The sequence below is a fragment of the Streptomyces sp. NA02950 genome, assembly GCF_013364155.1.
Classification (GTDB): Bacteria; Actinomycetota; Actinomycetes; order Streptomycetales; family Streptomycetaceae; genus Streptomyces.
Map to the genome: position 1 here is coordinate 6142337 of NZ_CP054916.1, position 23683 is coordinate 6166019.

Below are 23683 nucleotides of genomic sequence, written 5' to 3' on the forward strand. Positions count from 1 at the left end.
CCCATGTCCATCCAAGAGCCCGCCACCTACGGCGGTTGGCAGTCCGAGCGCAGCGGATTCATGGGCAACCTGTCAGGCCCCGGCTTCGCCCTTGTGGCGGCCGCGACGATCGTAGCGATCATTCCGCTCTACCAACGGAGCTGGGCCGCGACGTTTGTCTGCCTTCCGCTCGCCGTGCTGCTGCTTCTCCTCGCCTATGGGCGCGTTCTGGGGTTGTCAGCAGATCAATGGATCATTCTCGCAGTGAGGCATCAGATCGCCGTGGCCACCAAGAAGAACCTCTTTCTCTCCGGCGCCTTCGCACCCCGCACCAAGACGGGGGATCAGCCGATGGACCTGCCCGGAGTCCTTGCCCGCCTGCGCATCCTCAACGCGTCCGATGGGCTCGGCGGCGAACTCGGAGTCGTTCACGATCCGGTCGACGGCACCTACACCGCCATCGCCCGGGTCGGCTTCCCCGGCCTGGCGCTGGTCGACACGGACAAGCAGAACGCCCGCGTCGGTGCCTGGGCCGCCTTCCTCCGCTCACAGTGCAAGGAAGACGGGGCGATCACCAGGATCTCCGTACACCAGCGCTCCCTCCCCGACGACGGGACCGAGCTGAGGTCATGGACCGAACGTCACATCACCCCCGACGCTCCGCCCGCCGCCGTAAGGACTCTGGACGAACTGATGTTCGCCGCGGGGCCGGTGGCCACCATTCGTGAGACCTATCTGGCCATCACCTTTTCGTCCGCACGCGCACGCCTGGCGGTCAGGGGCGCGGGCGGTGGCCAAGTCGGCGCCGCCGCCGTCCTGGTCCGCGAGGTCCACGCCATGCAAGGGGGGTTGAGCAGCGCGGGTCTTCAGATCGAGGAGATGCTGACGCCTCGCAAGGTCGCCCAGGCGATCCGCACCGCATACGACCCGGAGGCGCAGCTGATGCTCGCCGCCCGCAACACCGCCGCACACGAGCCCACATGGGAGGGCACCCCGCCTGGCGTCGATCCCGCGGTGGCCGGACCCGCGGCGGCGGAGACCGGCTGGGGCGTGTACCGGCACGACGGGGCATGGACCGTCTCGTACCAGGTGCGCGGTCTGCCTCAGTCCGAGGTGTACGCCACCTTCCTCCAGCCGTTGCTACGGCCCCGGCGCAACGCCCGCCGTTCGATGTCGCTGGTCTACGAGCCGATCGGCCCCGCCAAGGCGCGCCAGGAGCTGGCACGAGAAAAGGCCAAACGGGACGCCGCGCGCCAGCTTCGCTCCAAGACCGGCCGGGTGGAGTCCGAGGATGAACGCCGCGAGTCGATGACCGCCCGCGCGCAGGACGTGGCGCGGGCCTCCGGCCAGGGCGTGGTCCGGCTGAGCTGTCTGCTGGCCGTCACCGTGATGGACGAGGAGGAACTGGAGATCGCCTGCGCGGAACTCCAGGCCGATGCCTCGGCCGCCGGCCTTGAGGTACGGCGGGTGTGGGGTGCCCAGGACGCGGGCTTCGCAGCCGCCGCGCTGCCGCTGGGCCAGGGGCTGCCGGATCGGCGGGTGGGCATCTGATGGGCCTGTCCTTCAACCGCCGTCGGCTCGACGACACCACGCTCGAAGCCGCCCCGCTGACCAACCTGATCGACACCAACACGGAGACGGCTACCCCCCAGCGCCAGCTCAGCGCACGCGAACTGCGGCGCTCCCGGCTGCTGGAGGACCCCGACGCGGTCATGCGCGTGGCTCCCAAGAAGGGGTGGCGACAGCCGTTCGCCGGACGTGCCGCCTCGCTCGTACGGTCGGAGGTTTTCCGGGCCGACACCGCGCGAGCCGCGGGCATCTATCCTTTTCTGCACGCTGGCAGCCTGCCGCCGCTTGGCGCCTACATAGGCTGGAACACCCTGACCATGCAGGCGTTCTCCGCCCATCCGGCGGCCTGGGTGGGCGACGGTCTGTGCACCAACCCCAATGTCATGATCACGGGCATCCCCGGCAGCGGCAAGAGCGCCCATATCAAGGCCCTCTGCTTCCGGCTGATGGCTTTCGGCCACCGCACACTGATCGCCGGCGATGTCAAGGGTGAGTACCAGCAGCTCTGCCGCCATCTTGGCGTGGAGCCGGTCCGGCTGGGGCCCGGGCTGCCCGGCCGTCTCAACCCCCTGGACGCCGGACCACTGGGCCAGGACCTCGACAAGATCACCGACCGGGAGATGCTCCGAGCCCGGCTGAAGGAGATCCACCGCCGACGCCTCACCCTGCTGAAGGCCCTGCTGGAACTCCAGTTGCGGCGCAACCTCCTGCCCCAGGAGGAGGAGTGCCTCGACATCGCGGTGCGGGAGGTGACGGGCGAGCTGGCACATGTCGACGAACAGCGTCAGGAAGTCCCCACCCTGCCGCGTGTCTACCTGGTGCTGAAGGACCCCACCGACCGCATGGCGCGTGAACTGCGGGTGCGCGGCGATGACGTACAGACCGCGCGGGAGCAGATGGCCTCCATCCGCTCCGCCCTCGGCGGCATGATCCATGGCCATCTGGGCGGCCTGTTCGACGAGCACACCTCCATCTCCCTGGACTGGGACGCGCCGATCCAGTCCGTCGACATCTCCGCCCTGGAGCAGTACGGGGACGAGACGGTGGCGATGGTGCTGACCTGTGTCTCCTCCTGGGCCCAGGCCGCCATCGACCGCCCCGGGCGGCCCTGGATCGTGGTACGGGACGAGCTGTGGCGGCAGATGCGCAGCGGAGGCGCCGCCATGGTCCGCAAGATCGACGCGGACCTGCGGCTCTCCCGTGCGACAGGCACCATCCAGGTGCTCGCCACGCACCGCCTCAGCGACCTTGAAGCGGTCGGCGCGGCCGGATCGGAGGCCGTCGCCATTGCCAAGGATCTGATCGCCTCCTGTGAGACCCGCGTCCAACTCGCGCAGGACACCAAGCCGCTCAACCTCACCCGCGAGGCCATCGGTCTGACCGACGCCGAATGTGAGCTGATCGCGTCCTGGGGCGCGGGCCAGCGCGGCCGGGCGCTGTGGAAGGTCGGCCGCGGCGGCGGCTCCCACGCCGTTCAACTGATACTCTCCGCCACCGAGAAGCAGCTCTTCGAGACCGACGAGAAGATGGTCGTGTGATGGTCCCTCAAGAGCTGATCCGGATCCGGCTCAGGTCTGGATGACAACATCATTCCGCCCGCGCCTGCGCACCCGGCTCGCCCACTCGATCCGCGGTGCCTGCGCTGGTAGCCGGCGGCCGAGCGTGTTGTGAGGGTTGTGAGGGTCTCGATCGGGGTGAGCCGCGGTCTTCAGTCCGGCAGCGGCCTGCTCGTTCGGGGTGGGAGGGGGCGAGCGGCTCCCGGATCGGGTCGCTGACGTACGACCAAGCCGCGCCGCTTGTCCCCGCCCACCCAGCCCTCGTCGCCGTCCTCCGTGGCCTGATCCGGCAGGACGGCCTGCTCCCCCGGCGGCCTCCTCTTCCCCGGGGAGAAGGGCGGCCTGCTCGCCGGATCGGTCTTCCGCCGGGCCTGGAGCACGGCCCGCAAGACGTCCTGCCGAGCGCGAGTCCGCCTCGCCGGCCGGCAAGCACGTCCCACGCTTACGCTCACGCTACGCAGCACTCGCTAGTGTGCACCTGACCAGTAGAAACGCCCTCCCGAGAAGGAGGGCGTTCGGACACCGCGTGCACGGTGCGCCCCCGGCAGGACTCGAACCTGCGGCCAAGCGCTTAGAAGGCGCCTGCTCTATCCACTGAGCTACGGGGGCCGGTGGTGGTCGTGGAACGGTGAGCCCCCGGGTTCCGCGGAGCCGTCGGTGCAGCCGTGGTGCGGATGGCCGGGCTCAGCGGACCGTGACCTTGCCGGGGACAAGGATAGGGCTCCCTGCGCCTCGCCCCGGTTGCTTCACCTCCGTGGCACGTTGTGGAGGTTCGGTGAAGCGGTCTGATAATCGCAGGCAGGTCCGAAACTCGCATCGTTTTTCACGCCTCAGCGGGCGGGTGTTGTCTACTCGTTATGCCTGCGCCCCGGCCGCCCCATCCGCCTCGTACCCCTTCTGGGGTGATCCGGGTGGGTCTCTTTGACGCGCACGAGTGAGCATACGCTTCAAAAAGACAACAAAAACGGGCATTCTTCACAACGTGGCGATCTTGGACGTACGGCCCCGGCTGCTCGACGCGTTGACCGCACTGCGTGATCGTGTGGACGCCGCACGGTTTCCGCTCCCCCTTCCCGGCGCCGACCGCGCTCGTCGCAGCCGCGCCGAGCTGCTCGCCCAACTGGACGACTATCTCGTGCCCCGGTTGCGCGCCCCCGAAGCGCCCCTGCTGGCGGTGATCGGGGGCTCCACCGGGGCGGGGAAGTCCACCCTCGTCAACTCGCTGGTCGGCCGACGGGTCACCGAGGCCGGGGTGCTGCGGCCCACCACCCGTACGCCGGTGCTGGTGTGCCACCCCGAGGACCGCCCGTGGTTCGCCGGACAGCGGGTGCTGCCGCAGCTCACCCGGGTGTGGGTACCGGCGCAGGGGGAGCGGGCGGAGGGGGCGTACGACGACGAGGAGCGGGGGCAGGAGACGGCACGGGCGCTGCGGATCGAGACGGACCCGGAGCTCGCACGCGGACTCGCGCTGCTCGACGCGCCCGACATCGACTCCCTCGTCGCCCGGAACCGCGACCTGGCCGCCGAGCTGATCTGCGCGGCCGACATCTGGGTGCTGGTCACCACCGCCACCCGCTACGCCGACGCCGTCCCCTGGCATCTGCTGCGTACCGCGAAGGAGTACGACGTCACCCTCGTCACCGTGCTCGATCGGGTGCCGCACCAGCTCTCCGCCGAGGTGTCGCAGCAGTACGCGGCCCTCCTCACGGCGGCCGGGCTCGGCGATGTGCCGCGTTTCACCATCCCTGAACTGCCCGAGTCCGCGGGCGGGGGCAGCGGGCTGCTGCCCGCCACCGCCGTCGCCGCGCTGCGGTCCTGGCTCACCGAGCACGCCCAGGACCCGTACGCCCGGAGCGTCGCGGCCGCCCGTACGGCCGCCGGGGTGCTCGCCTCGCTGCGTGCCCGCATGCCCGCGCTGGCCGGTGCGGCCGCCGCCCAGCACGCGGCGGCGGTACGGCTGGTCCAGCGGGTCGAGGGGGCATACGGGGAGGCGCTCGAGCGGGTGCGGCGGGAGATCGCCGGAGGCGCGGCGCTCGCGGGCGGCGCGCTCACCCACTGGCACGGTCTGCCGCACGACAGCACCCCCGAGGAACTGCTCCGCGCCCTCGCCGACTCCCTGGCGACCCTGCTGCGCAGCGCGGCGGCCGCCGCCGACGAGCGGATCGCGGAGACCGGGAAGCGGGATCCGGTGGCGGGGGCCGGGCTCGCGCCCTGCGACGCGCGCGGCGCGGCGGAGCGGATCGGCGTGGCCGTACGCCACTGGCGGCGGTGCGTCGAGGAACTGGCCGAGGAGGAGGTGCGGGCGCGGGTCGCCGAGGGCGGCGGCACATGCCCCCCCGACGTGGTCGCCGCCCTGTTGATGGCGTCCCTGCTGGGCGGCCGTCGCGCCCGTACGGCGGGCGAGCGGCTGGCCGAGACCCTGGGCGCCCACGGTGCGCTGAACCTGGGCGACCGCGGCGGGCAGCTGCTCGACGGCTGTGCCTCCCGCGCCCTGGAGGCGGAGCGCGACCGGCGGCTGGCGCCCCTGGACACCCTGGACGTGACGCCGGACCACCAGGTCCAGCTGATCGCCGCGCTGTCCGTACTACAGAAGGAGAGGTGACCGAAGGTGACCGCCACTGAGGGCCACGGAGCGAGCCACCCCGCGGCCGACCGGCCGCGCCAGACCTGGGACGACGGCCTCATCGCCCGGCGCGCCCAGCAGCGGGCCGAGGGGCGCGCGGTGCGCGGGGGCGCGGGCGCGGAGGCGGCGGACCCGACGGACGGCAGAGACGGCGCCGACGCCGCCCCGGGCGGCCCGTGGGGGGACGACGGCTGCCTCGGTGACCGCGGACCGGACGGGGCGGCGGCGGTCGGCGCGACGGGGGGCACGGGGCCGGGCCCGGGGTTCGGCCAGGAAACGGCCACGGACGGGCGGACGGCGGGCGGGCGAGGGGCGTACGGCAGCCCCTCGTACAGTCCGTACGGGCCCGGCGCGCGCGGTTTCGTCACCGGCGCCCTGCGGCCGCGCCTGGAGGCCCTGCGCCAGCTTGTCGGGCTGTCCCGCACCCGGCTGGACGGACGCACCCTGGCCGGGGCCGGACGGGTGCTGGACGAGGCCGACGCCCGGGGGCGGCATCCGCTGGGCCACACCGTCGTCGCGCTCGCGGGAGCCACCGGAAGCGGCAAGTCCACTCTGTTCAATGCCCTGGCCGGGACACAGCTCTCGGAGGCCGGGATCCGCCGCCCCACCACCGCCGCGCCGCTGGCCTGCGCCTGGACCGACCACGCCGACGGCCTGCTGGACCGGCTCGGGATCCCGATGGCCGACCGGCGCCGTCCCGCCTATCCGTACGACCCCGCGCTGCGCGGACTCGTCCTGCTCGATCTGCCCGATCACGACTCGGCCGCCGCGGGGCACCGGGAGCGGGTGGACCGGCTGCTGGGGCTGGTCGACGCGGTGGTGTGGGTGGTGGATCCGGAGAAGTACGCGGACGCGGTGCTCCATGAGCGCTATCTGCGGCCGCTGGCCGGGTATGCCGAAGTGACCTTCGTGGTGCTCAATCAGGTGGACCGGCTCCCGGGCGAGGCCGCCGACCAGGTGCTGGACGATCTGCGGCGGCTGCTGGACGAGGACGGGCTCGCGCTCGGCGAGCACGGGGAGCCAGGGGCCGCCGTACTGGCGCTGTCGGCGCTGACGGGGGAGGGCGTCGGCGAGCTGAGGGACATGCTGGGGCGGCTGGCGGCCGAGTGCGGGGCGGCGGAGCGGCGGCTCGCCGCCGATGTGGACGGCGCGACCGCGCGGCTGCGGCCGCAGTACGTCGCGGACGGCGGTTCGGTCGGGCTGAGCGAACGGGCACGGGCGGAGTTCGAGGACCGCCTCGCGGAGGCGGCGGGCGCGGCGGCTGCCGGGCAGGCGGCCGAGCGCGCCTGGCTGCGGGACGCGGAGTGGGCGTGCGGAACGCCCTGGGGGCGGGTCGCCCAGCGGGGGCCGTGGGGAGTGCGGGGTGCCCGGGGAGCGCAGGGCTCCCTGGGACGGTCCTCGGCGACGACGGGTGGCACGCGGTCGACGCGGCGGCGGGTGGAGGACGCCAGGGAGATCCCGGGGGCGCGGGCGAAGGCGGCGGCGGTCGAGGCGGTCACGGCCCGGCCCGCGGTGGAGGAGGCCGTACGGACGCTGGCGGACGAGGCGACGGCGGGACTGCCCGGACCCTGGGCCCAGGCGGTGCGGGAGGCGGCGGGGTGGGGCGGCAGAGGGCTGCCGGACGCGATCGACGAGGCGGTGGCGGCCGCGACGGCGGGGCGCCGCCCGGCCCGCCCCGGGTGGTGGTCGGTGGTGGCGTCGGCGCAGGTGGCGCTGTTGCTGGTGCAAGTGGTGGCGGTGGTGTGGCTGGTGGGGATCGTGTCGGGACTCTTCGGCGGGCCGGAGTGGTGGCTGCCCTCGATGCTGCTGTCGGGTGCGGTCGCGGTCAGCGCGGGGCTGGCGTGCGGGTGCGGAGTGGTGGCACGGGGGCCCGCACGGAGGTATGGGCGGATGGCCGAGGCACAGCGGCGCGAGGCGGCGGTCGCGTGCGGCCGGACGCGGGTGCTGGAGCCGGTGGGGGCGGAGCTGGCTCGGTACCGCGAGGTGCGGGCGCAGTACGTCATCGCGGCGGGTGGGAGCTGAGGAAGGCCGCGGGAGCTGAGGGAGCGCCGCGGAGCCGGCGGAGCCGCCGCGGGAGCCGGCGGAGCGCTGAAGGGGCGGACTCCGTCGGGGGCTTCACCCGGACGGGGCACCGAGTTGTCCACAGCCTGGGGGTCGTGCACAGGGCCCGGCGGGAGCTCGCGAACACGTGCAGCATGGGAACCACGCAGCACGGCGGCGCCGCCGAGACGACGGGCCGCGAGATGACGGGGGAGGCGTGTCCGGTGAATGAGACCTGGGTGACGGTGGTGGGCAATGCCGCGACACGGCCGGATTTCCGGGAGACGGCGGCCGGGGTCGCGGTGGCCCGCTTCCGGCTGGCGGTGACGGTGCGTCGCTGGGACCGGAGACGTGAGATCTGGGCGGACGCGTATACGAGCTTCTACACGGTCTGGACGTGGCGGTCGCTCGCGGCGAATGTGGCGGGTTCGGTGTCGCTGGGTGAACCGCTCCTCGTCCACGGCACGTTGCGGCTGCGGGAGAGAGAACGGGACCGGCCGCGGGAGCAGTCACGGGACCAGCAAGGGGACCGGACGGGAAGAGCGGGCGCGGAACAGGTGGTTCCGTATCGTCAGGAAGCAGAGGAGTACGGGGGGATGCGCGGCGCGGGCGGGAGCGGCGCCGGTGGCGCCCATCGATGGATCACCGCGGAGATCGACGCGGTCGCCGTCGGGCATGACCTTTCACGCGGCACCTCCGCCTTTCGACGGGTCTCGCAGGCCAAACCTCTTTTCAACGTACCGAGCGGGGCAACTTCCGCCTGATTCTCGGCGATTTGTCGATAATCCCAGGTCATACCGGGTCTCGGGCGGAGATAACAATTCCGATTCGGATCGGTGGGTGTCGACTACCGGCGGGGGTCGAGGGGTGTCTTTCTCCCTAAGATCCCTGAGTGCCCAACGGGGGTTCCTGAGTTTTGAGTTCGCTGGCGAGGCGCACCTACGGACTGGCGCTCGCCCGAAGGGAAAACCATGATTGCTGCAAAGAGGCGGGGCTCGGCCCGCCTGGGCGCCGCCATGCTGGCGTCCGGCCTGGTCGCGGTAGGTGTGATAGCCGCTGCCGGTACCGCCGCCGCGGATGACACGGTCCCGAACCAGGGGGGCGCCACCGCCACGCTGAGCGGTCTCAAGACCTTCGACAAGGCCGTCATCCACGACGGCGGCAAGGACCAGCGCGTCGGGGCGGGTCTCTTCGAGATGGCGGTCGACAACGGCGGCACCATCCAGACGTACTGCATCGACCTGCACAACCCGACGCAGGACAAGGCGAAGTACGAAGAGAAGTCCTGGAGCGCCACCTCGCTGGCGAGCAATCCCAACGCGGGCAAGATTAACTGGGTTCTGCAGAACTCCTACCCGCAGGTGAACGACCTCTCGGAGCTGGCGAAGAAGGCGAAGTCCGGTCCGCTCACGGAGAAGACGGCCGCCGCGGGCACCCAGGTCGCCATCTGGCGCTTCTCCGACAAGGCGGATGTCGAGGCGGTCGACCCCGCGGCCGAGAAGCTGGCCGACTACCTCCAGAAGAGCGCTCAGAACCTCCAGGAGCCGAAGGCGTCGCTGACCCTGGACCCGCCCGCCGTCTCCGGCAAGGCCGGTGAGCGGCTCGGTCCGGTCAAGGTGCACACCAACGCGGACAGCGTCACCCTGACCCCGGGCACCGAGGCCGCCGCTTCCGGCGTCAAGCTCGTCGACAAGAGCGGTAAGACGATCACCAGCGCGGCCAACAACGGTGAGGTGTACTTCGACGTTCCGAAGGGCACCCCCGACGGCAGCGCCACGCTGACCGCCCAGGCCGCCACCAAGGTCCCGGTCGGCCGTGCGTTCGCCAGTGCCACCAAGAGCCAGACGCAGATACTCGCGGGCTCCAGCGAGAGCACCGTCACCGCCACCGCCACCGCGAACTGGGCGAAGAAGGGCGCGATCCCGGCGGTCTCCGCCGAGAAGAACTGCGCCAAGGGCGGCGTGGACATCACCGCGACCAACAAGGGCGACGAGGCGTTCACCTTCGAGCTGCTGGGCCAGAAGTACACCATCGAGGCGGGCCAGTCGAAGACCGTCACCGCCCCGGTGAAGGAGGACCAGAGCTACTCCTTCACCATCAAGGGTCCCAACGGCTTCGAGAAGACCTTCTCCGGCGTCCTGGACTGCAAGACCTCCAGCAGCGACGGCAGCAGCGACACCCCCTCCTCGCAGCCGAGCCCGGCGTCCGCCGGTGGCAGCAGCAGCGGCAGCACCGGCGGTGACGACCTCGCCGAGACCGGTAGCAGCAGCAACACCCCGATGATCGCGGGCATCGCCGTGGCGTTCGTCGTGATCGGCGGCGGCGCGGTCTTCCTCGTCCGCAAGAAGAAGGCGCCCACGGGCGAGTGACCTCCCGGTCACCCTGGGTCGGCGGCCCTCGGGTCCGATGGGCGTGAGCGTCGGCGACGCACCGTGATGATGGAGTGATGGCACGGCGAAGGGCCGGAGTCCCACCGGGACTCCGGCCCTTCGTAGACGGATGTACGCGGGCTCGTGGGCGGGCGGTGGACAACCGGTTTCCGCCTCGGGCTTGGCGTACGGCAAGATGGGGTGTATCTGCCCTCACGCGGTGGGAGCCGCCCAAGGACCACGCGGCGGGGCCGCACCTCGATACCTACCAGATTGCCGGACGGTTTCTCTTGGCTGAGTACATCTACACCATGCGCAAGACGCGCAAGGCGCACGGTGACAAGGTGATCCTCGATGACGTCACGCTGAGCTTTCTGCCCGGCGCGAAAATCGGTGTCGTGGGCCCCAACGGCGCCGGCAAGTCGACGGTGCTGAAGATCATGGCCGGTCTGGAGCAGCCGTCCAACGGTGACGCCTTCCTCTCGCCCGGTTACACCGTCGGCATCCTGCTCCAGGAGCCCCCGCTGGACGAGTCCAAGACCGTGCTGGAGAACGTCCAGGACGGTGTCGCGGACACCAAGCGCAAGCTCGACCGCTTCAACGAGATCGCCGAGCAGATGGCGACCGACTACAGCGATGAGCTGCTGGAGGAGATGGGCAAGCTCCAGGAGGACCTGGACCACTCAGGCGCCTGGGACCTGGACGCCCAGCTCGAGCAGGCCATGGACGCCCTCGGCTGCCCCGCCGGCGACTGGCCGGTCACCAACCTCTCCGGTGGTGAGAAGCGCCGCGTCGCGCTCTGCAAGCTGCTGCTGGAGGCCCCCGACCTGCTGCTGCTCGACGAGCCCACCAACCACCTGGACGCCGAGTCCGTCCAGTGGCTGGAGCAGCACCTCGCCAAGTACGCGGGCACCGTCGTGGCCATCACCCACGACCGGTACTTCCTGGACAACGTGGCCGAGTGGATCCTCGAGCTCGACCGCGGCCGCGCCATCGGCTACCAGGGCAACTACTCCACCTACCTGGAGACCAAGCAGACCCGTCTGAAGGTCGAGGGGCAGAAGGACGCCAAGCGCGCCAAGCGCCTCAAGGAGGAGCTGGAGTGGGTCCGCTCCAACGCCAAGGGCCGCCAGGCCAAGTCCAAGTCCCGACTGGCCCGTTACGAGGAGATGGCCGCCGAGGCGGAGAAGACCCGGAAGCTGGACTTCGAGGAGATCCAGATCCCGCCGGGCCCCCGTCTGGGCAATGTGGTGGTCGAGGTGGAGAACCTCTCCAAGGCGTTCGGCGAGAAGGTCCTCATCGACGACCTCTCCTTCACCCTCCCCCGCAACGGCATCGTCGGTGTCATCGGCCCCAACGGAGCGGGCAAGACGACCCTGTTCAAGATGCTCCAGGGGATGGAGACCCCGGACGCGGGCACCATCAAGGTCGGCGAGACCGTCAAGATCTCCTACGTCGACCAGACGCGGGCCAACATCGACCCGAAGAAGACGCTGTGGGCCGTCGTCTCCGACGAGCTGGACTTCATCAACGTCGGCCAGGTCGAGATGCCGTCCCGGGCCTATGTCTCCGCCTTCGGCTTCAAGGGCCCGGACCAGCAGAAGCCCGCCGGGGTGCTCTCCGGCGGTGAGCGCAACCGCCTCAACCTCGCGCTCACCCTCAAGCAGGGCGGCAATCTGCTGCTCCTCGACGAGCCGACCAACGACCTCGACGTCGAAACCCTCTCCTCGCTGGAGAACGCGCTGCTGGAGTTCCCCGGCTGCGCCGTGGTCGTCTCCCACGACCGCTGGTTCCTCGACCGCGTCGCGACGCACATCCTGGCGTACGAGGGCGACTCCAAGTGGTTCTGGTTCGAGGGCAACTTCGAGTCGTACGAGAAGAACAAGGTCGAGCGGCTCGGCCCGGACGCGGCCCGTCCGCACCGCGCCACCTACAAGAAGCTCACCCGGGGCTGAGCGCATGGCACGGCATCTCTACTCCTGCCCCCTGCGCTGGTCCGACATGGACGCGTTCGGCCACGTCAACAACGTGGTCTACCTCCGCTATCTGGAGGAGGCGCGCGTCGACTTCATGTGGCGGCTGGCGCCGGGGGACGGGAGCAAGGCGTTCACCGGCGGTGTTGTGGTGTCCCGGCACGAGATCGACTATCTGAAGCCCCTCGTCCACCGGCACACCCCGGTGACCGTCGAGACCTGGGTGACGGAGATCCGTGCCGCGTATCTGACCCTGCGGTACGAGATCAAGGACGAGGACGCGGTCTACGTACGGGCCGCAACCCGCCTCGTGCCCTTCGACCTCGAGCAGGGGCGCCCGCGCCGGGTCAGCCGCGAGGAGGAGAAGTTCCTCGCGGAGTACCTGGAACCGGGCCGGGGCGCCGGACGGGACGAGCGGCCGGAAGGGGCCCTCGCGGTATGACGGGTGCCCGCCATGAACTCCACTTCGCCGACGCCGGGGAGGCGGCCGATCTGGCCGCCTTCCTGGCCCGGCTGATCCACTACGACCGCGCCGCCGCGGTGCGGCTCCAGGCGGGCGGCGAGGTGCTCGCCGTCTTCGGCCGCCCGCCGTCCTTCGAGGTGCTCGCGATCCGTACGGCGCGACTGGAGGCCACGGTCACCGCGGGCACCACGGGCGGTGCCGCGGGGGCCCTGGACACCACGGTCTCGGCCGGTGAGTTCGCGGACGCGCTCGACACGGCGCTCGCGGCCCTGTCCCCCGCCGGTGCGGGCCCGCTGGTGGTGCCCGTGCCCGCCGCCGTCACCGGTCCGCCGTGGGCCGGGGTGCTGCCGCCGCGCGGCGGCTGGCGCCGGGTCGAGGGGCTGCCCGGTGCGGACGAGGTGCGGTCGGCGGTCTCCGCCGCGGTCGCCGAGTTCCGGGCCCGTGACGAGGCCTTGCCCGAGGAGCGCCGGACCCGCGCCGAACGCGACCGTATCGGCCATGAGATCTGGTCGCGCACGCTGGGCGGCACCGGGCTGCCGCTGCGCGCCGTGCACGCGGCCCAGTCGCTGGGCTTCCTCCGCCCGGTCCGGACGGCGGCGGCCGTCGGCGGCGCGGGTGCCGCCGCCGGGGGTACGGCCGCGCTCGCCCCGGTGGCCGAGCCGCTGGCCCTGCTGTCCGCGGGCGGCTGGCTGCGGCTGCGGACCCCGTACGGCTCGGTAGCGGTCCGCACCTCGGGTCTGCTGGGCCTGACCGTGAGCCCGGCCTGACGGCCACCTCGCCCGACCCCGCCGCCGGGCCCTGCCCGGCGGCGCCACCGGCGGCCGGGCCGTCGCCGCACCTCTCGTGTCCGGTCCGCGGCAGCGCCCTGGCCCCGCGGTCTGGCGGCCCGCGCCCCGGCGCTTCCCTCGGTGCCCGGCCTCGCGGCGGCGGCTAGGCCCTGTCCTGCCGATCTTCGCGGGGCCGCGACGCCTGGCACCGCACCTCGCCGCGTTGTCGGGATCATCCGAGTACGCCCGGTACGAGGACGACCCTCCGCCTTGCGATCCACGGCACCAGACGCCGCGGCCTGATCCACGAAGATCGACAGGACAGGACCTAGGCGGCTCAGCCCTCGGTGTTGACCATGGACGCGGCCGCGTAGGTGAGGTAGTTCCACAGCTGCCGCTCGAGGTCCGGGGCGAGCTCGAGCTCGTCCACCGCGTCCCGCATATGGCGCAGCCAGGCGTCGTGAGCGGCGCGGTTCACCGTGAACGGGGCGTGACGCATCCGCAGCCGCGGGTGGCCGCGGTTGTCGCTGTAGGTACGGGGTCCGCCCCAGTACTGCATGAGGAAGAGCGCCAGCCGCTCCTCCGCCGGGCCCAGATCGTCCTCGGGGTACATCGGCCGGAGCAGCGGGTCCTCCGCGACCCCCTGGTAGAAGCGGTGCACCAGACGACGGAAGGTCTGCTCGCCGCCGACCTGTTCGTAGAAGGTCTGCTCCTGAAGTGTGCCGCGCGGAATGTCTTTCACGCCTCCATGCTCTCAGACCACCCGGCCGGCGGAAGGGGGCGTGGGTCGCGGCCGGGGAGCGGGCGCAGGACAGTGGAGTCATGGGCAGCACGGGCGGTCGTACGCGCGGCGCGCCGGACGCGGACCCCCGCGCGGCGGCGGACCCCTACGCGGCCGCCGCGGCGGAGGCGCGGACCGGGCTGGTGCGGCAGCTCACGGCGAACGGCGCGCTCACCGATCCCCGCTGGCGGGCGGCGTTCGAGGCGGTACCGCGCCATGTGTTCGTGCCCTGCTACTACGAGGCGGGTGAGGGGCGGGGCGGCTCGCGCGCGGCGCCGGGGAGCGCGGTCTACACCCGGCTGTGGTGTGATGACCCGGATCCGTTGCGACGAGCGCGCTGGCTGGCCGGGGCGTACGCCGACGCGCCCCTGGCGACGCGGGTGCGCGGTGGGGAGCTGATCTCCTCCAGCAGCCAGCCGTCGCTGATGGCGCGGATGCTCGAGGCCCTCGAGGTGCGGGACGGGGACAGCGCGCTGGAGATCGGCGCGGGCACCGGCTACAACGCCGCACTGCTCGCCCACCGGCTCGGCGATGACCAGGTCACCACCCTCGACCTCGACCCGGAGATCACGGATGCCGCCCGCGGCCGGCTGGCCGCGGCCGGATTCCGCCCGGCGGTCGTCACCGGTGACGGGGCGCGCGGCTGGCCCGGCCGCGCCCCCTACGACCGGATCATCGTCACCTGCGCGGTGCCGTCCGTGCCGGGGGTGTGGCTCGGACAGGGCCGGCCGGGCGCGCTGATCCTCACGCCGCTGGCGACCGGGCTGATCGCTCTGCGGGTCGCCGACGCCCGGCATGCGGAGGGACGCTTCCTGTCCACTCCCGCCTATTTCGTCCCGCTGCGCGGTATCGGTCCGCCGCCCTCGGTGTCCACCCACGGTGTCCCGCCCCGGCCGCTGCTGGACGACTCCTTCCGCTTCCTGCTGAACCTGGTCGCGGGCCGGATGGAGCCGGTCGAGGCCCTCGCGCTCTGGGAGCACGAGGACCGGCCGGGGCGCGAACGCTACGGCGTGACGGTGCGGGGCGAGCGCCAATGGGCCTGGCTGGACGACCCGGAGGGCCCGTACGGCTGGCCGTTGGGCCCGGCCGTCTGACCGGACGTGGAGCCCCGCCGGTGGTCCGGCCGGTCCGGCCGGACCACCGGCCGGTGGCCCTGGAGCAGGACCAGTGCCGCGTCAGCCAAGGTTCGCCCCGCTCGCCGCCCTGGCACGCTCCCCCAGCTACCGCTGGGAGGTGCCCCCTCTCGCTGCGTTGGCCGAAAGCCCGAGTAGGCCCACTACGAGTGCTTCCGGCCGCCTTGCGATCGCACGCGCCAGGACGCCTCGCTACCGGGCAAACCTTGACTGACGCGGCACTAGCCGCGGCGGACCGTGATCGTCGTCCAGGCGCCCACATGGACGCGGTCGCCGTCCTGGAGGGGTATCGGGACGTACGGCTGGATCGGCTCCTCGCCGCCATTGATCGTGGTGCCGTTCGTCGAGTCCTGGTCGACGACCGCCCAGGTGCCGTCGGGCTGCTGGACGAGGACCGCGTGCTGGTGCGAGACGCCCGGGTCCTCGGGCGGGCGCCCGAGGTCGATGTCGGGGGCCTCGCCCGTGCTGTGACGGCGGCGGCCGACGGTGATCTGCTGGCCGTTGAGCGGCAGCTGCTGCTCGGGGGAGTACGCCGGGAGGTTCAGCCCGGACGCCTCCGGTCCGCTCCGGTGCATCATCGCCATGAAGTACTCGCGGTCCGGCGCGACGACCGCGACCCAGCCGGCGGGCGACGGCGGAGCCCCGCCGTGCTCGAACGGAGACGGCGGCGTCGACTGCTGCGGCGGGGGCGGCCCCGCGTGCCCCTGCTGCGCCGGCGGAGGCGGAGGTGGCGCGGCGCCCGGAAACTCCTCGTTGCCGTACGGCGGTGCGGGGGGCGCGGGCGCTGCCGCGCCCTGCGGCGGCTGCGGAAAGCCGTATCCGTACTGCGGCTGAGGCTGCGGCTGCTGAGGGGGTGCGGGCGCGACCGGACCGGCGGCACCGGTCTGCGGCGGCGGCAGCGTCCAGTCGTCGTCGTTGCCGAACGCCGGGCCGGACGGCGGGACCGGCTCCGAGGAGGGCAGTGGCTCCGCCGGGCGGTTCATCTGGGACGGGCGCGACGCCTGGTAGTCACCGCCGTGCGGGGGCTGCTGGCCCTGCGGCGGGAACGGCTGCGGCGGCCCCGGCTGGGGCGGCTGCGGTTGCGGTTGCGGTGGCTGCGGCGGGGCGAACCCGCCGGACGAGGGCGGCGAGTACGGAGTGGGCGTCTGCGTCAGGAAGTTGAAGCGGCACTCCTCACAGAACGGAGCCTGCGCCTCGCGCGGGGTACGGCACTGGGGGCACAGCTCCGCCTGGAAGGTGGCGTCCGGCTGCGGTGGCGTGGGCGCGCCGGGGTAGCCGTATCCACCGCCCGTACCGCCGGGCGGGGGCGGCGGTGCCCCGGGTCCGCCGTACGGCGGCGGTGCGCCGGGTCCTCCGTAGGGCGGCGGCGCACCCGGCCCACCGGGCGGCGGCGGTGCGCCGGGGCCGGGCGGGGGCGGACCCGCCGGGCCCGGGAAGCCGTAACCGCCGGGGGCTCCAGGGGCACCGGGAGGGGCTCCCGGGCCGCCCGCCATCGGGGGCGGCGGGGGCGGCGGCATGGCGCTGTTGGGCATGGGCGTCCCCGACATTCGGTGCCCACACACCTCGCACCAGTCGTCAGCCGCCGATGTGTGGCCGTTGGGGCAGGTCGGCATGTCGGTGATCCCCCTCGTGTGCCGTTCTTGGCGTTTCCTGCGTGAGTGTGCTGGTTTTTCTGCTATTTCTTAACGCGAACTGTCTTGGTGGAGCGCGTTTCGAGTGTCATCTCGTCCGCTTCCGCGACCTTCGCCTTCAGTCGCACAGTACCCGTCGCCGCGTCGACGACGTCCACCACCTTCGCGAGCAGTTTCGCGGTGTCCTCGTTCCCCGACGCGCCGGCCAGTTGAACGGCCCGGCCCAGCTTGGCGGTCGCCCCTTCGATATCGCCCGACTTGCGGGCATCCATTCCCTGTTGGATGACCTGGGCCAGTTCGGCCTGACCCGTGTAGTGGGCGACCTGCTGGTTCATCGCGGTGGAGGCGACCATGTCATCCGTCCACACGGCCCGTACCAGCCCCTGGGCCAGCGGGGCCGCGGGACCGTCGTCCGGCCGCGGCAGCACCAGGGAGACGCGCGCCGCGAGCATCTCCCGGCCGACCTCGGCCGCGGGCACCCGGACGCATACGTGGTAGTCGCGGGACTCGTCCCCCCAGGACCCCGTCGGATAGTCGCCCGCGCGCGGACCGGCCTCGGTGCGCCGGGCGGTCAGATCCTCGACCGTCGGTGCGACCTGTTTCACAAACGCCACCTCGGCGCCCATCGGGGTCCACAGCCGCAGACTGACGTCGGCGACCTCCTTGCCCATCGCCGTCTCCATCATCCGCGTGAAGTCGGCGGACAGCTCGGAGGGGTCGGCGACGATATCGGCCGTGCCGAGCAGCGCGGAGGCTATCCCGGTGACTTCCTTGACCTCCCAGTCCGTGCCGACCCCGCGGGCGTCACAGGTGAAGCGGCCCGCGCAGGCGTCCAGCGCCGCCCGCAGATCCTCCGGCTTCTCGTGCTCGTTGCGGCCGTCGGTGAGCAGGATGCCGTGCCGGATGGCGACATCGGCGGAGGCGAGCAGCCGGTCGGCCAGCAGCAGCCAGGTGCCGATCGCGGTGCCGCCGCCCGCGCTCAGGGTCCGCAGCGCGTCCTTGGCCAGTGCGCGGGTCTCCGGATCGGCGGTCGCCAGCTGTCCGGTGCCCGGGAAGACCTCGACCGCCTTGTGGGTGCCCGCGACCACGGCGAAGGCGACACCGTCGCGCACCGTGTCGATCGCCGCGGCCGTCGCGTCCCGTGCGTTGCGCATCTTCGTCGGTGGGTAGTCCATCGAACCGGAGCAGTCGAGCATGATCACCACCGCCGCGTCGGGCGCGCTGGCTCTGCTGTCCCGCGGGTCCGGGCCCGGCAGGTGGGTGGGGATCGGCATCCCTCCGGTGGTCCCGCCGCCCGTCGAGGTGACCGTGACGATCGCGTTCACCTCACGGCCGCCCTCGGGGAGGTACTCGTTCTGGTAGACCTCGACCGAGAAACGCGGCGCTTGGGACTTGGAGAAAGTGGCCATCTGGTCCGCTCCTTGGCGCTCCGTGGCGATCTGCTCCATAGCGTCTATGGACATATCGTCGTATCGACAAAAAGGGCTGAGCGGAGCGGCGAGCACACAGCAGCCCCGCCGGAGGAGACCACCACGGCGCCCTTCGCGCTCCCCGAGCGACCGCGGCACTCCGTGGGACCTCCGCGAGCCGTCGCGGAGGTCCGTCTCATCCGGCGGGGACCCGCAACCCCCCTCGAGCCGTCAGGCGGATCCTGCCCTCCCCGGCGGAGCGGGGAACGGCACCACCGCCACTGTTACGTTGTCGTGGCCCCCGCCGTCGAGCGCGTGACCCACCAGGACCTGGGCGCTGTGCAGCGGCCGGGACCGGGCGTCCGGCGGCACCGCGAGTGCCATCTCCTCCGCGGACTCGGCGTAGTTCCACAGCCCGTCGGTGCACACCACCACCACACCCGGGCGGTCCGGCTTGAACGACGCGGTGTGCGGCTCCAGTTCATAGGCGTCCGCGCCGAGCCAGCCGGTGATGGCGTGGGCCCGCTCGTCCGCGTAGGCCTCGGCCTCCGACATCAGCCCGGCGGCCACCATCTGCGCCGCCCAGGAGTCGTCCTCGGTGAGGCGGGCGGCCGGGGCCGTACGGTCGTCCGGCACCCAGTAGGCGCGGCTGTCCCCGATCCAGCCCACGGTGAGGATGCCGGGGGTGACCACCGCGCTGACGATGGTGCACGCCGGGGCGTTCTGATGGCGCTGCTGCTGCTCCTCGTGCGCGGCGGACCCGGGCTCCAGCGCCAGTGAGTTGACCGCCTCGGCGGCGGCCACGATCGCCTCGCTCATGGCCTGCCGTGGGTGGGCGCCGCGGGGGAGCGCGGCCCGCAGCGACGCCTCCGCGGCGTGGGCGGCGGCGGCCGAGGCGTCGTCGGGGCGGGTGGCCGAGGAGACGCCGTCGCAGACGACCGCCACCACGGCCGGGGAGCCGTCGGGCAGCGGGGCGGCGGACACCGAGAACGCGTCCTCGTTGCGGTGGTGGCGCAGGCCCCGGTCGCTGGCCGCCGCCACCCCCTCCAACTCGCGCTCCATGTGGTCGCGCTCGCGCACCTGGGCATGGCCGCAGTGCTCGCAGTAGCCGTCCTGGTCGATGGTGCCCTCCTGACACGCGACACACCGGGGGCGGCCCGCGCCGCCGTTCACCCGGGGGTCCGCTCCGCCGCCGCTGGTCCGTGCCGCCGCCCCGGACGCGCCCGGAGCGCCGAGCGCCGCCGCGGCACGCGGATCGGCCGCCGGGGGAGCCGGGGCCGGGGCGGCCGGCGGATAGTCCTCCGGCTCCGGCACCCCGCCGCCCACGGACGCACCGCCCGCGGGCGCCACACCCGGCGGCGCGGCCGCCGTCAGATCGGCGCCGCAGTTATCGCAGTAGTGGTCCCCCGACTGCGGCGGCTCTTCACAGGTCGGGCAGGCTGACAGCTGGGGCAGCTGCGGCATCTGCGACATCGATCACACCCACGTCCTGGGGCGGAGACGGTTGGCCCGCTCCACCAGTTCGATCCTTTCCTCGCCCCGCTGCGCGAGCCTGGCGAGTACCCGGTACGAGCGCTCCAATCCGAAGCGCAGCCCGCGCTCGTCCAGGCTGCTGCCGAGCAGAGACGGCCCGGTGTGACCCGGGGGCGCTCCGCTGCTGCCGGACAGTACCCAATCAAGCGCACTGCCGAGCACCTCCGTACGCAGCCGCTCGCGCCGTACCGCGTCCAGTCCGAACGCGCCCAGCCGCTCGACCTGGAGGGCCGCGGCCGTCAGATCGGCCAGCAGGGCGTCATGCGGTGCGCGCTGACGCAGCCGCGCCCGTACCGCGGCGACCCGCGCCGCCGTGTAGTGGATCGAGGACTCCGGCACCGACTCCAGGGCGTGCACCGCCCCCGGCCGGTCCCCGGAGCACAGCCGCACCCTGGCCAGCCCGAAGGCGGCGCTCACAAAGCTGGGGTCGGTGGTCCACACCAGCCGGTAGTACTCCGCCGCGTTGTCCAGCTGGCCGAGCACCTCGGCGCAGACCGCGAGCGCCAGCTTGGGCGCGGGCTCACCGGGGAACGCGTCGTAGACGGCGTCGAAGGAGAGCGCTGCCGTCTCGTGGTCGCCGGTGGCCAGCGCGTGCAGCCCCCGGTACCAGACGATCCGCCAGTCGTCGCTGTACGCGGCCTCCAGACCGGAGAGCGCGGTGCCCGCCTCCTGCGCCTGGTCCAGCTCCAGCTGGGCGCGCACCCGGCGCAGCCGCAGCTCCAGCGAATCGACGGGGGCGTTGGCGAGGGCGGCGCTCAGCTCGGCGGGCGCGGCGGCCAGCAGCCCGGCCAGGAATCCGGCGTTGGGATCGGCCTGGTCCACCAGCGGCACCGGCAGCGCCAGGGCGGTGGCCCGGGTGTCCAGCGGGGCGAGCGCGGGCAGCGGCAGGGCCGGCGGCCCCGAGGGCTGCCCCTCGGGTGCGCCCGTCCCCCCTCGGCCGCCCGCGCCCCGGCGCCCGGTGTCCCGCACGCCCAGGACGGACGCATCCTGGCCCTGTCCGGCGAACAGATCGGTGTCCACCACCCGCGGTTCGGGTCCCAACAGCGTGGACTGCGCGGGCCGCGGCCGCCCGGTCTGGACCGCCACGACCTCCCGCAGCACCCCGGTCAGCTGGTCGGCCATCTCCTGCGCGGAGGCGAACCGGCGCCCCGGATCCGGGTCGGTGGCCCGCACCAGCAGCCGGTAGAACGACTCGTAGCGCCGGAAGACCTCGATGTTCTCGGGGTCGGGCAGGCTGTCCGCGTAGACGTTGGTGTAGCCCTGGAAGTCGAAGGTGAGCACCGCGAGCGTGCGCGCCACCGTGTACAGATCGGAGGAGACCGACGGACCGGCGTCCGAGATCTCCGGGGCCTGGTAGCCGACGGTGCCGTAGATGGCGCTGTCGTCGTCGTCCATCCGCCGGACCGCGCCCATGTCGATCAGTTTGAGCTGGTCCTGCTGCTGAATGGCGTTGTCGACCTTGAAGTCGCAGTAGAGCAGATTGCGGCCGTGCAGATGGCCCAGGGCCTCCAGCGCCTCGATGCCGTACGCGCACGCCTGCTCCACCGGCAGCGGGTCCCTGCGGCCGTCCGGGCTGCGCCGCTCGTTGGCGATGTCCTTCAGCGACTTGCCGCCGACGTACTCCATGACGATGTAGCCGTCGAGGCTGCCGGTGCGCTGGTCGAGGTGTTCGACGAAGTTGTAGATGCGGACGATGTTCGAGTGCTCGATCTCGGCGAGGAACCGGCGCTCGGAGAGGGCGACCGCGAGCGCGTCCTCGTCACCGGTGTCCAGCAGGCCCTTGAGCACCACCCAGCGGTCGGAGACCGCGCGGTCGATGGCCAGATAGATCCAGCCGAGACCGCCGTGGGCCAGACAGCCCGCCACCTCGTACTGCCCGTGCACCACATCGCCGGGGCTCAGCTTCGGTACGAAGGAGTACGGGTGGCCGCATTTGGTGCAGAAACCCTCGGTGCGGCCCGGACGGTCACCGCGGGCCCGGCCCACCGGCGCTCCGCAGTCCCCCCGGCTGCAGAACCGCTTCCGCTCGGGCACCTCGGGGTCGGCCAGCACCGCCGTCCGCGGATCGGGGCGCGGCACCTCCGGGACGCTGACCAGGCCCGCGCCCAGGGCGTTCCGCCCGGAGGCGGAGGAGGTGGAACGGGAGCTGCGCGCCGAGACCGAACGCGCCGAGGACCGCCCCGACAGCGACGCACGGGACAGCCGCCCGGAGACCGAACGCCGGGACGAGGAGGAGCGCGCCGACCGGGACCCGCGTGATGCGCGCGAGGACCGGGCGGAGGGCGAGGAGCCGCCGCGGCCCCCGGCCGCCACCCCGGTGGGCGGTGAACTGACCATCCCCTCCTGGGAGACGACCGGAGCCATCCCGCAGGTGTCGCAGTACAGCTCACCGCCGCCCACGTCCTCGTACGAACCGCCGCAGTCACGCCGCTGGCAGCTGACCGCTTCACTCATGCCGTGCCCCCTGGGTGCCGTGATCGGTGGGGCCCGCCTGGCGTGGTACGAGGGCGTCGGCCGCGGCCCGCTGATAGCGCAGCACCGCCCGCTCGGCCGCCCGCAGGTCGCAGGGCGCGCTCCACAGCATCCGGCGCGCCGCGTCGTACCGCTCCACCAGCAGCGGATCCTCCGCCATACCGTGCCGGGCGACCTTCGCCTTGTACGCGTCGAGCCGGCCGCGCAGCTCGGCTCGGACCGCGAGCGGCGCGGTCACCGCCGTCAGGGACTCCCGGGCCCGCAGCAGCTCGTCGTCGGCCCGCTGCTCCAGGCTCTCCAGCAGCGGCGAGAGCCGGTGCCACTGGGCGCGCCTGCGGTAGTCGGCCGCGGCCACCAGCTGCTCGTGCAGCGCGGTCGGCGGGCCGCTGACCGCGGGCACCTCGGACGCCGCGATCTTCGCCAGCACCTCACCGCGCGCCTGCCGGGCCTCCGCCAGGGTGCGGTCCGCGCGGGAGAGCACATCGCGCAGCCGCATCAGCCGCTGCTCCGCGTCCTGCCGTACGTCCAGCACCGCTTCGATCTCGCGCCGCACATCCTCCAGGGCGCGCGCCGCACGGTCGTAGCGCTCGGTGTCGGGGGAGCCGCCGCCCGGCGCCGAACTGCCGCTCTTCTTCGGCTTCCAGAACGCCAGCGGATCGGAGACCACTTCGGCGCGGAGCGCGGTCAGCTCGGTGGTGATCCGCTCCAGATCGTCACCCGAGGGGTGCTCACCGGGGCGCACCCCCACCGAATGCGCCAGGGAACGGGTGCGGTGCAGCTCGGCGGAGAGCATGTCGATCCGGGCGGGCAGCGCGGACCACACGGCGTCGGCGGTGACGATGACGTCCAGCGCCTCGGCGTACCAGCGGTTCATCCGGTCCACCAGCCGGTCCAGGCTCAACTGCTCGCTCAGCAGCGGCGATCCGGTGAGGGTGGCGCTGCTGGGCAGGGTGATCCCGGGGCCGCGCAGCAGCTCGGTGAGCTGGGCCAACTCGCCCGGGGTGGGCCAGCGGTGGCGGGCACGCAGCTCACGGGCGCGGTCGAGGGCGCCGGTGTAGGCGTCGAAATAGCTCCAGAGCAGCGAGACGGCCTGCTCGGTGGTGGCCCACCGCTCCTTGGTGACACCGGTCAGCTCGGCGCCCTCCAGGAGTCTCCTGCCCGCGTGGTCCTGGAGGGCGAGCAGCGAGGACTCGATCGCCTCGTGCTCGGCGGCGAGTTTCGCCAGCGCGCGGTCCACCTCCTCGCGGCCCATGGCCGGCCCGTCGGGTGTCCCCGCTGAACTGGGGAAGGGTCCCGGGACCCCCATCGATCACCTCTCCGTGTCCGTATCCGCCGTGTGATCCGTTACTGCGTCATCCCTACGCGTGCGAGCCGGGCGCTAATCC

At 72.7% G+C, this 23683-nt stretch carries 16 protein-coding genes and 1 tRNA gene; 10 read left to right on the top strand and 7 right to left on the bottom strand.

Annotation, left to right across the window (positions count from 1 at the left end):
- Positions 1–3 precede the first annotated feature (3 nt).
- Both HUT19_RS26915 and HUT19_RS26920 read left to right on the top strand, forming a co-directional pair.
- Positions 4–1530, top strand: coding sequence for an SCO6880 family protein (locus HUT19_RS26915; RefSeq protein ID WP_176182930.1), 1527 nt, complete (start codon positions 4–6; stop codon positions 1528–1530).
- Complete coding sequence (locus HUT19_RS26920) at positions 1530–3086, top strand: type VI secretion protein (RefSeq protein ID WP_176182931.1); 1557 nt, start codon at positions 1530–1532, stop codon at positions 3084–3086. Before HUT19_RS26915 ends, HUT19_RS26920 begins: the two co-directional genes overlap by 1 nt.
- Positions 3087–3640: 554 nt before the next feature.
- On the opposite strand, the gene HUT19_RS26925 is transcribed toward HUT19_RS26920, so the two are convergent.
- A tRNA-Arg gene (locus tag HUT19_RS26925) sits at positions 3641–3713 on the bottom strand.
- A gap of 382 nt (positions 3714–4095) precedes the next feature.
- Between HUT19_RS26925 and HUT19_RS26930 the strand changes: the two genes are divergently transcribed.
- The 7 genes from HUT19_RS26930 to HUT19_RS26960 all read left to right on the top strand — a co-directional run bounded on the left by HUT19_RS26930 (position 4096) and on the right by HUT19_RS26960 (position 13339).
- Entirely contained in the window at positions 4096–5706 is a 1611-nt protein-coding gene (locus tag HUT19_RS26930; RefSeq protein WP_176187342.1) for a dynamin family protein, read from the top strand.
- 6 nt (positions 5707–5712) lie between these two features.
- A complete protein-coding gene (locus HUT19_RS26935) occupies positions 5713–7749 on the top strand; it encodes a GTPase (protein ID WP_176182932.1) in 2037 nt (678 codons plus the stop codon).
- 242 nt (positions 7750–7991) lie between these two features.
- Positions 7992–8531 carry a single-stranded DNA-binding protein gene (locus tag HUT19_RS26940; RefSeq protein WP_176187344.1) on the top strand — a complete coding sequence of 180 codons (540 nt, stop codon included), beginning with the start codon at positions 7992–7994 and terminating at the stop codon, positions 8529–8531.
- A gap of 207 nt (positions 8532–8738) precedes the next feature.
- Positions 8739–10136 carry a Cys-Gln thioester bond-forming surface protein gene (locus tag HUT19_RS26945; RefSeq protein ID WP_176182933.1) on the top strand — a complete coding sequence of 466 codons (1398 nt, stop codon included), beginning with the start codon at positions 8739–8741 and terminating at the stop codon, positions 10134–10136.
- 290 nt (positions 10137–10426) lie between these two features.
- Positions 10427–12091, top strand: coding sequence for an energy-dependent translational throttle protein EttA (gene ettA, locus HUT19_RS26950; protein WP_176182934.1), 1665 nt, complete (start codon positions 10427–10429; stop codon positions 12089–12091).
- Between the two features lie 4 nt (positions 12092–12095).
- The gene (locus HUT19_RS26955; RefSeq protein WP_176182935.1) at positions 12096–12551 is read left to right on the top strand and encodes a thioesterase family protein; all 456 of its coding nucleotides are present in this window, start codon (positions 12096–12098) and stop codon (positions 12549–12551) included.
- Complete coding sequence (locus HUT19_RS26960; RefSeq protein WP_176182936.1) at positions 12548–13339, top strand: hypothetical protein; 792 nt, start codon at positions 12548–12550, stop codon at positions 13337–13339. Before HUT19_RS26955 ends, HUT19_RS26960 begins: the two co-directional genes overlap by 4 nt.
- A gap of 337 nt (positions 13340–13676) precedes the next feature.
- Here HUT19_RS26960 and HUT19_RS26965 read toward each other — a convergent pair whose 3' ends face one another.
- Positions 13677–14081: a globin gene (locus tag HUT19_RS26965; protein WP_176182937.1), complete on the bottom strand. Its 405-nt coding sequence runs from the start codon at positions 14079–14081 to the stop codon at positions 13677–13679.
- A gap of 80 nt (positions 14082–14161) precedes the next feature.
- Between HUT19_RS26965 and HUT19_RS26970 the strand changes: the two genes are divergently transcribed.
- On the top strand, positions 14162–15214 hold the full coding sequence (locus HUT19_RS26970) for a methyltransferase domain-containing protein (RefSeq protein ID WP_176182938.1): 1053 nt from the start codon (positions 14162–14164) through the stop codon (positions 15212–15214).
- Positions 15215–15474: 260 nt separating this feature from the next.
- Here the strand turns inward: HUT19_RS26970 and HUT19_RS26975 are convergent, their stop codons facing one another.
- The 5 genes from HUT19_RS26975 to HUT19_RS26995 form a co-directional block, all read right to left on the bottom strand.
- The gene (locus HUT19_RS26975) at positions 15475–16866 is read right to left on the bottom strand and encodes an FHA domain-containing protein (protein ID WP_176182939.1); all 1392 of its coding nucleotides are present in this window, start codon (positions 16864–16866) and stop codon (positions 15475–15477) included.
- Between the two features lie 62 nt (positions 16867–16928).
- On the bottom strand, positions 16929–18293 hold the full coding sequence (locus tag HUT19_RS26980; protein ID WP_176182940.1) for a VWA domain-containing protein: 1365 nt from the start codon (positions 18291–18293) through the stop codon (positions 16929–16931).
- Between the two features lie 231 nt (positions 18294–18524).
- A complete protein-coding gene (locus tag HUT19_RS26985) occupies positions 18525–19766 on the bottom strand; it encodes a PP2C family serine/threonine-protein phosphatase (RefSeq protein ID WP_176182941.1) in 1242 nt (413 codons plus the stop codon).
- Between the two features lie 3 nt (positions 19767–19769).
- Positions 19770–22280 carry a serine/threonine-protein kinase gene (locus tag HUT19_RS26990; RefSeq protein ID WP_176182942.1) on the bottom strand — a complete coding sequence of 837 codons (2511 nt, stop codon included), beginning with the start codon at positions 22278–22280 and terminating at the stop codon, positions 19770–19772.
- The gene (locus HUT19_RS26995) at positions 22273–23604 is read right to left on the bottom strand and encodes a hypothetical protein (protein WP_176182943.1); all 1332 of its coding nucleotides are present in this window, start codon (positions 23602–23604) and stop codon (positions 22273–22275) included. The genes HUT19_RS26990 and HUT19_RS26995 overlap by 8 nt, the downstream gene beginning before the upstream one ends.
- Between the last annotated feature and the right edge of the window lie 79 nt (positions 23605–23683).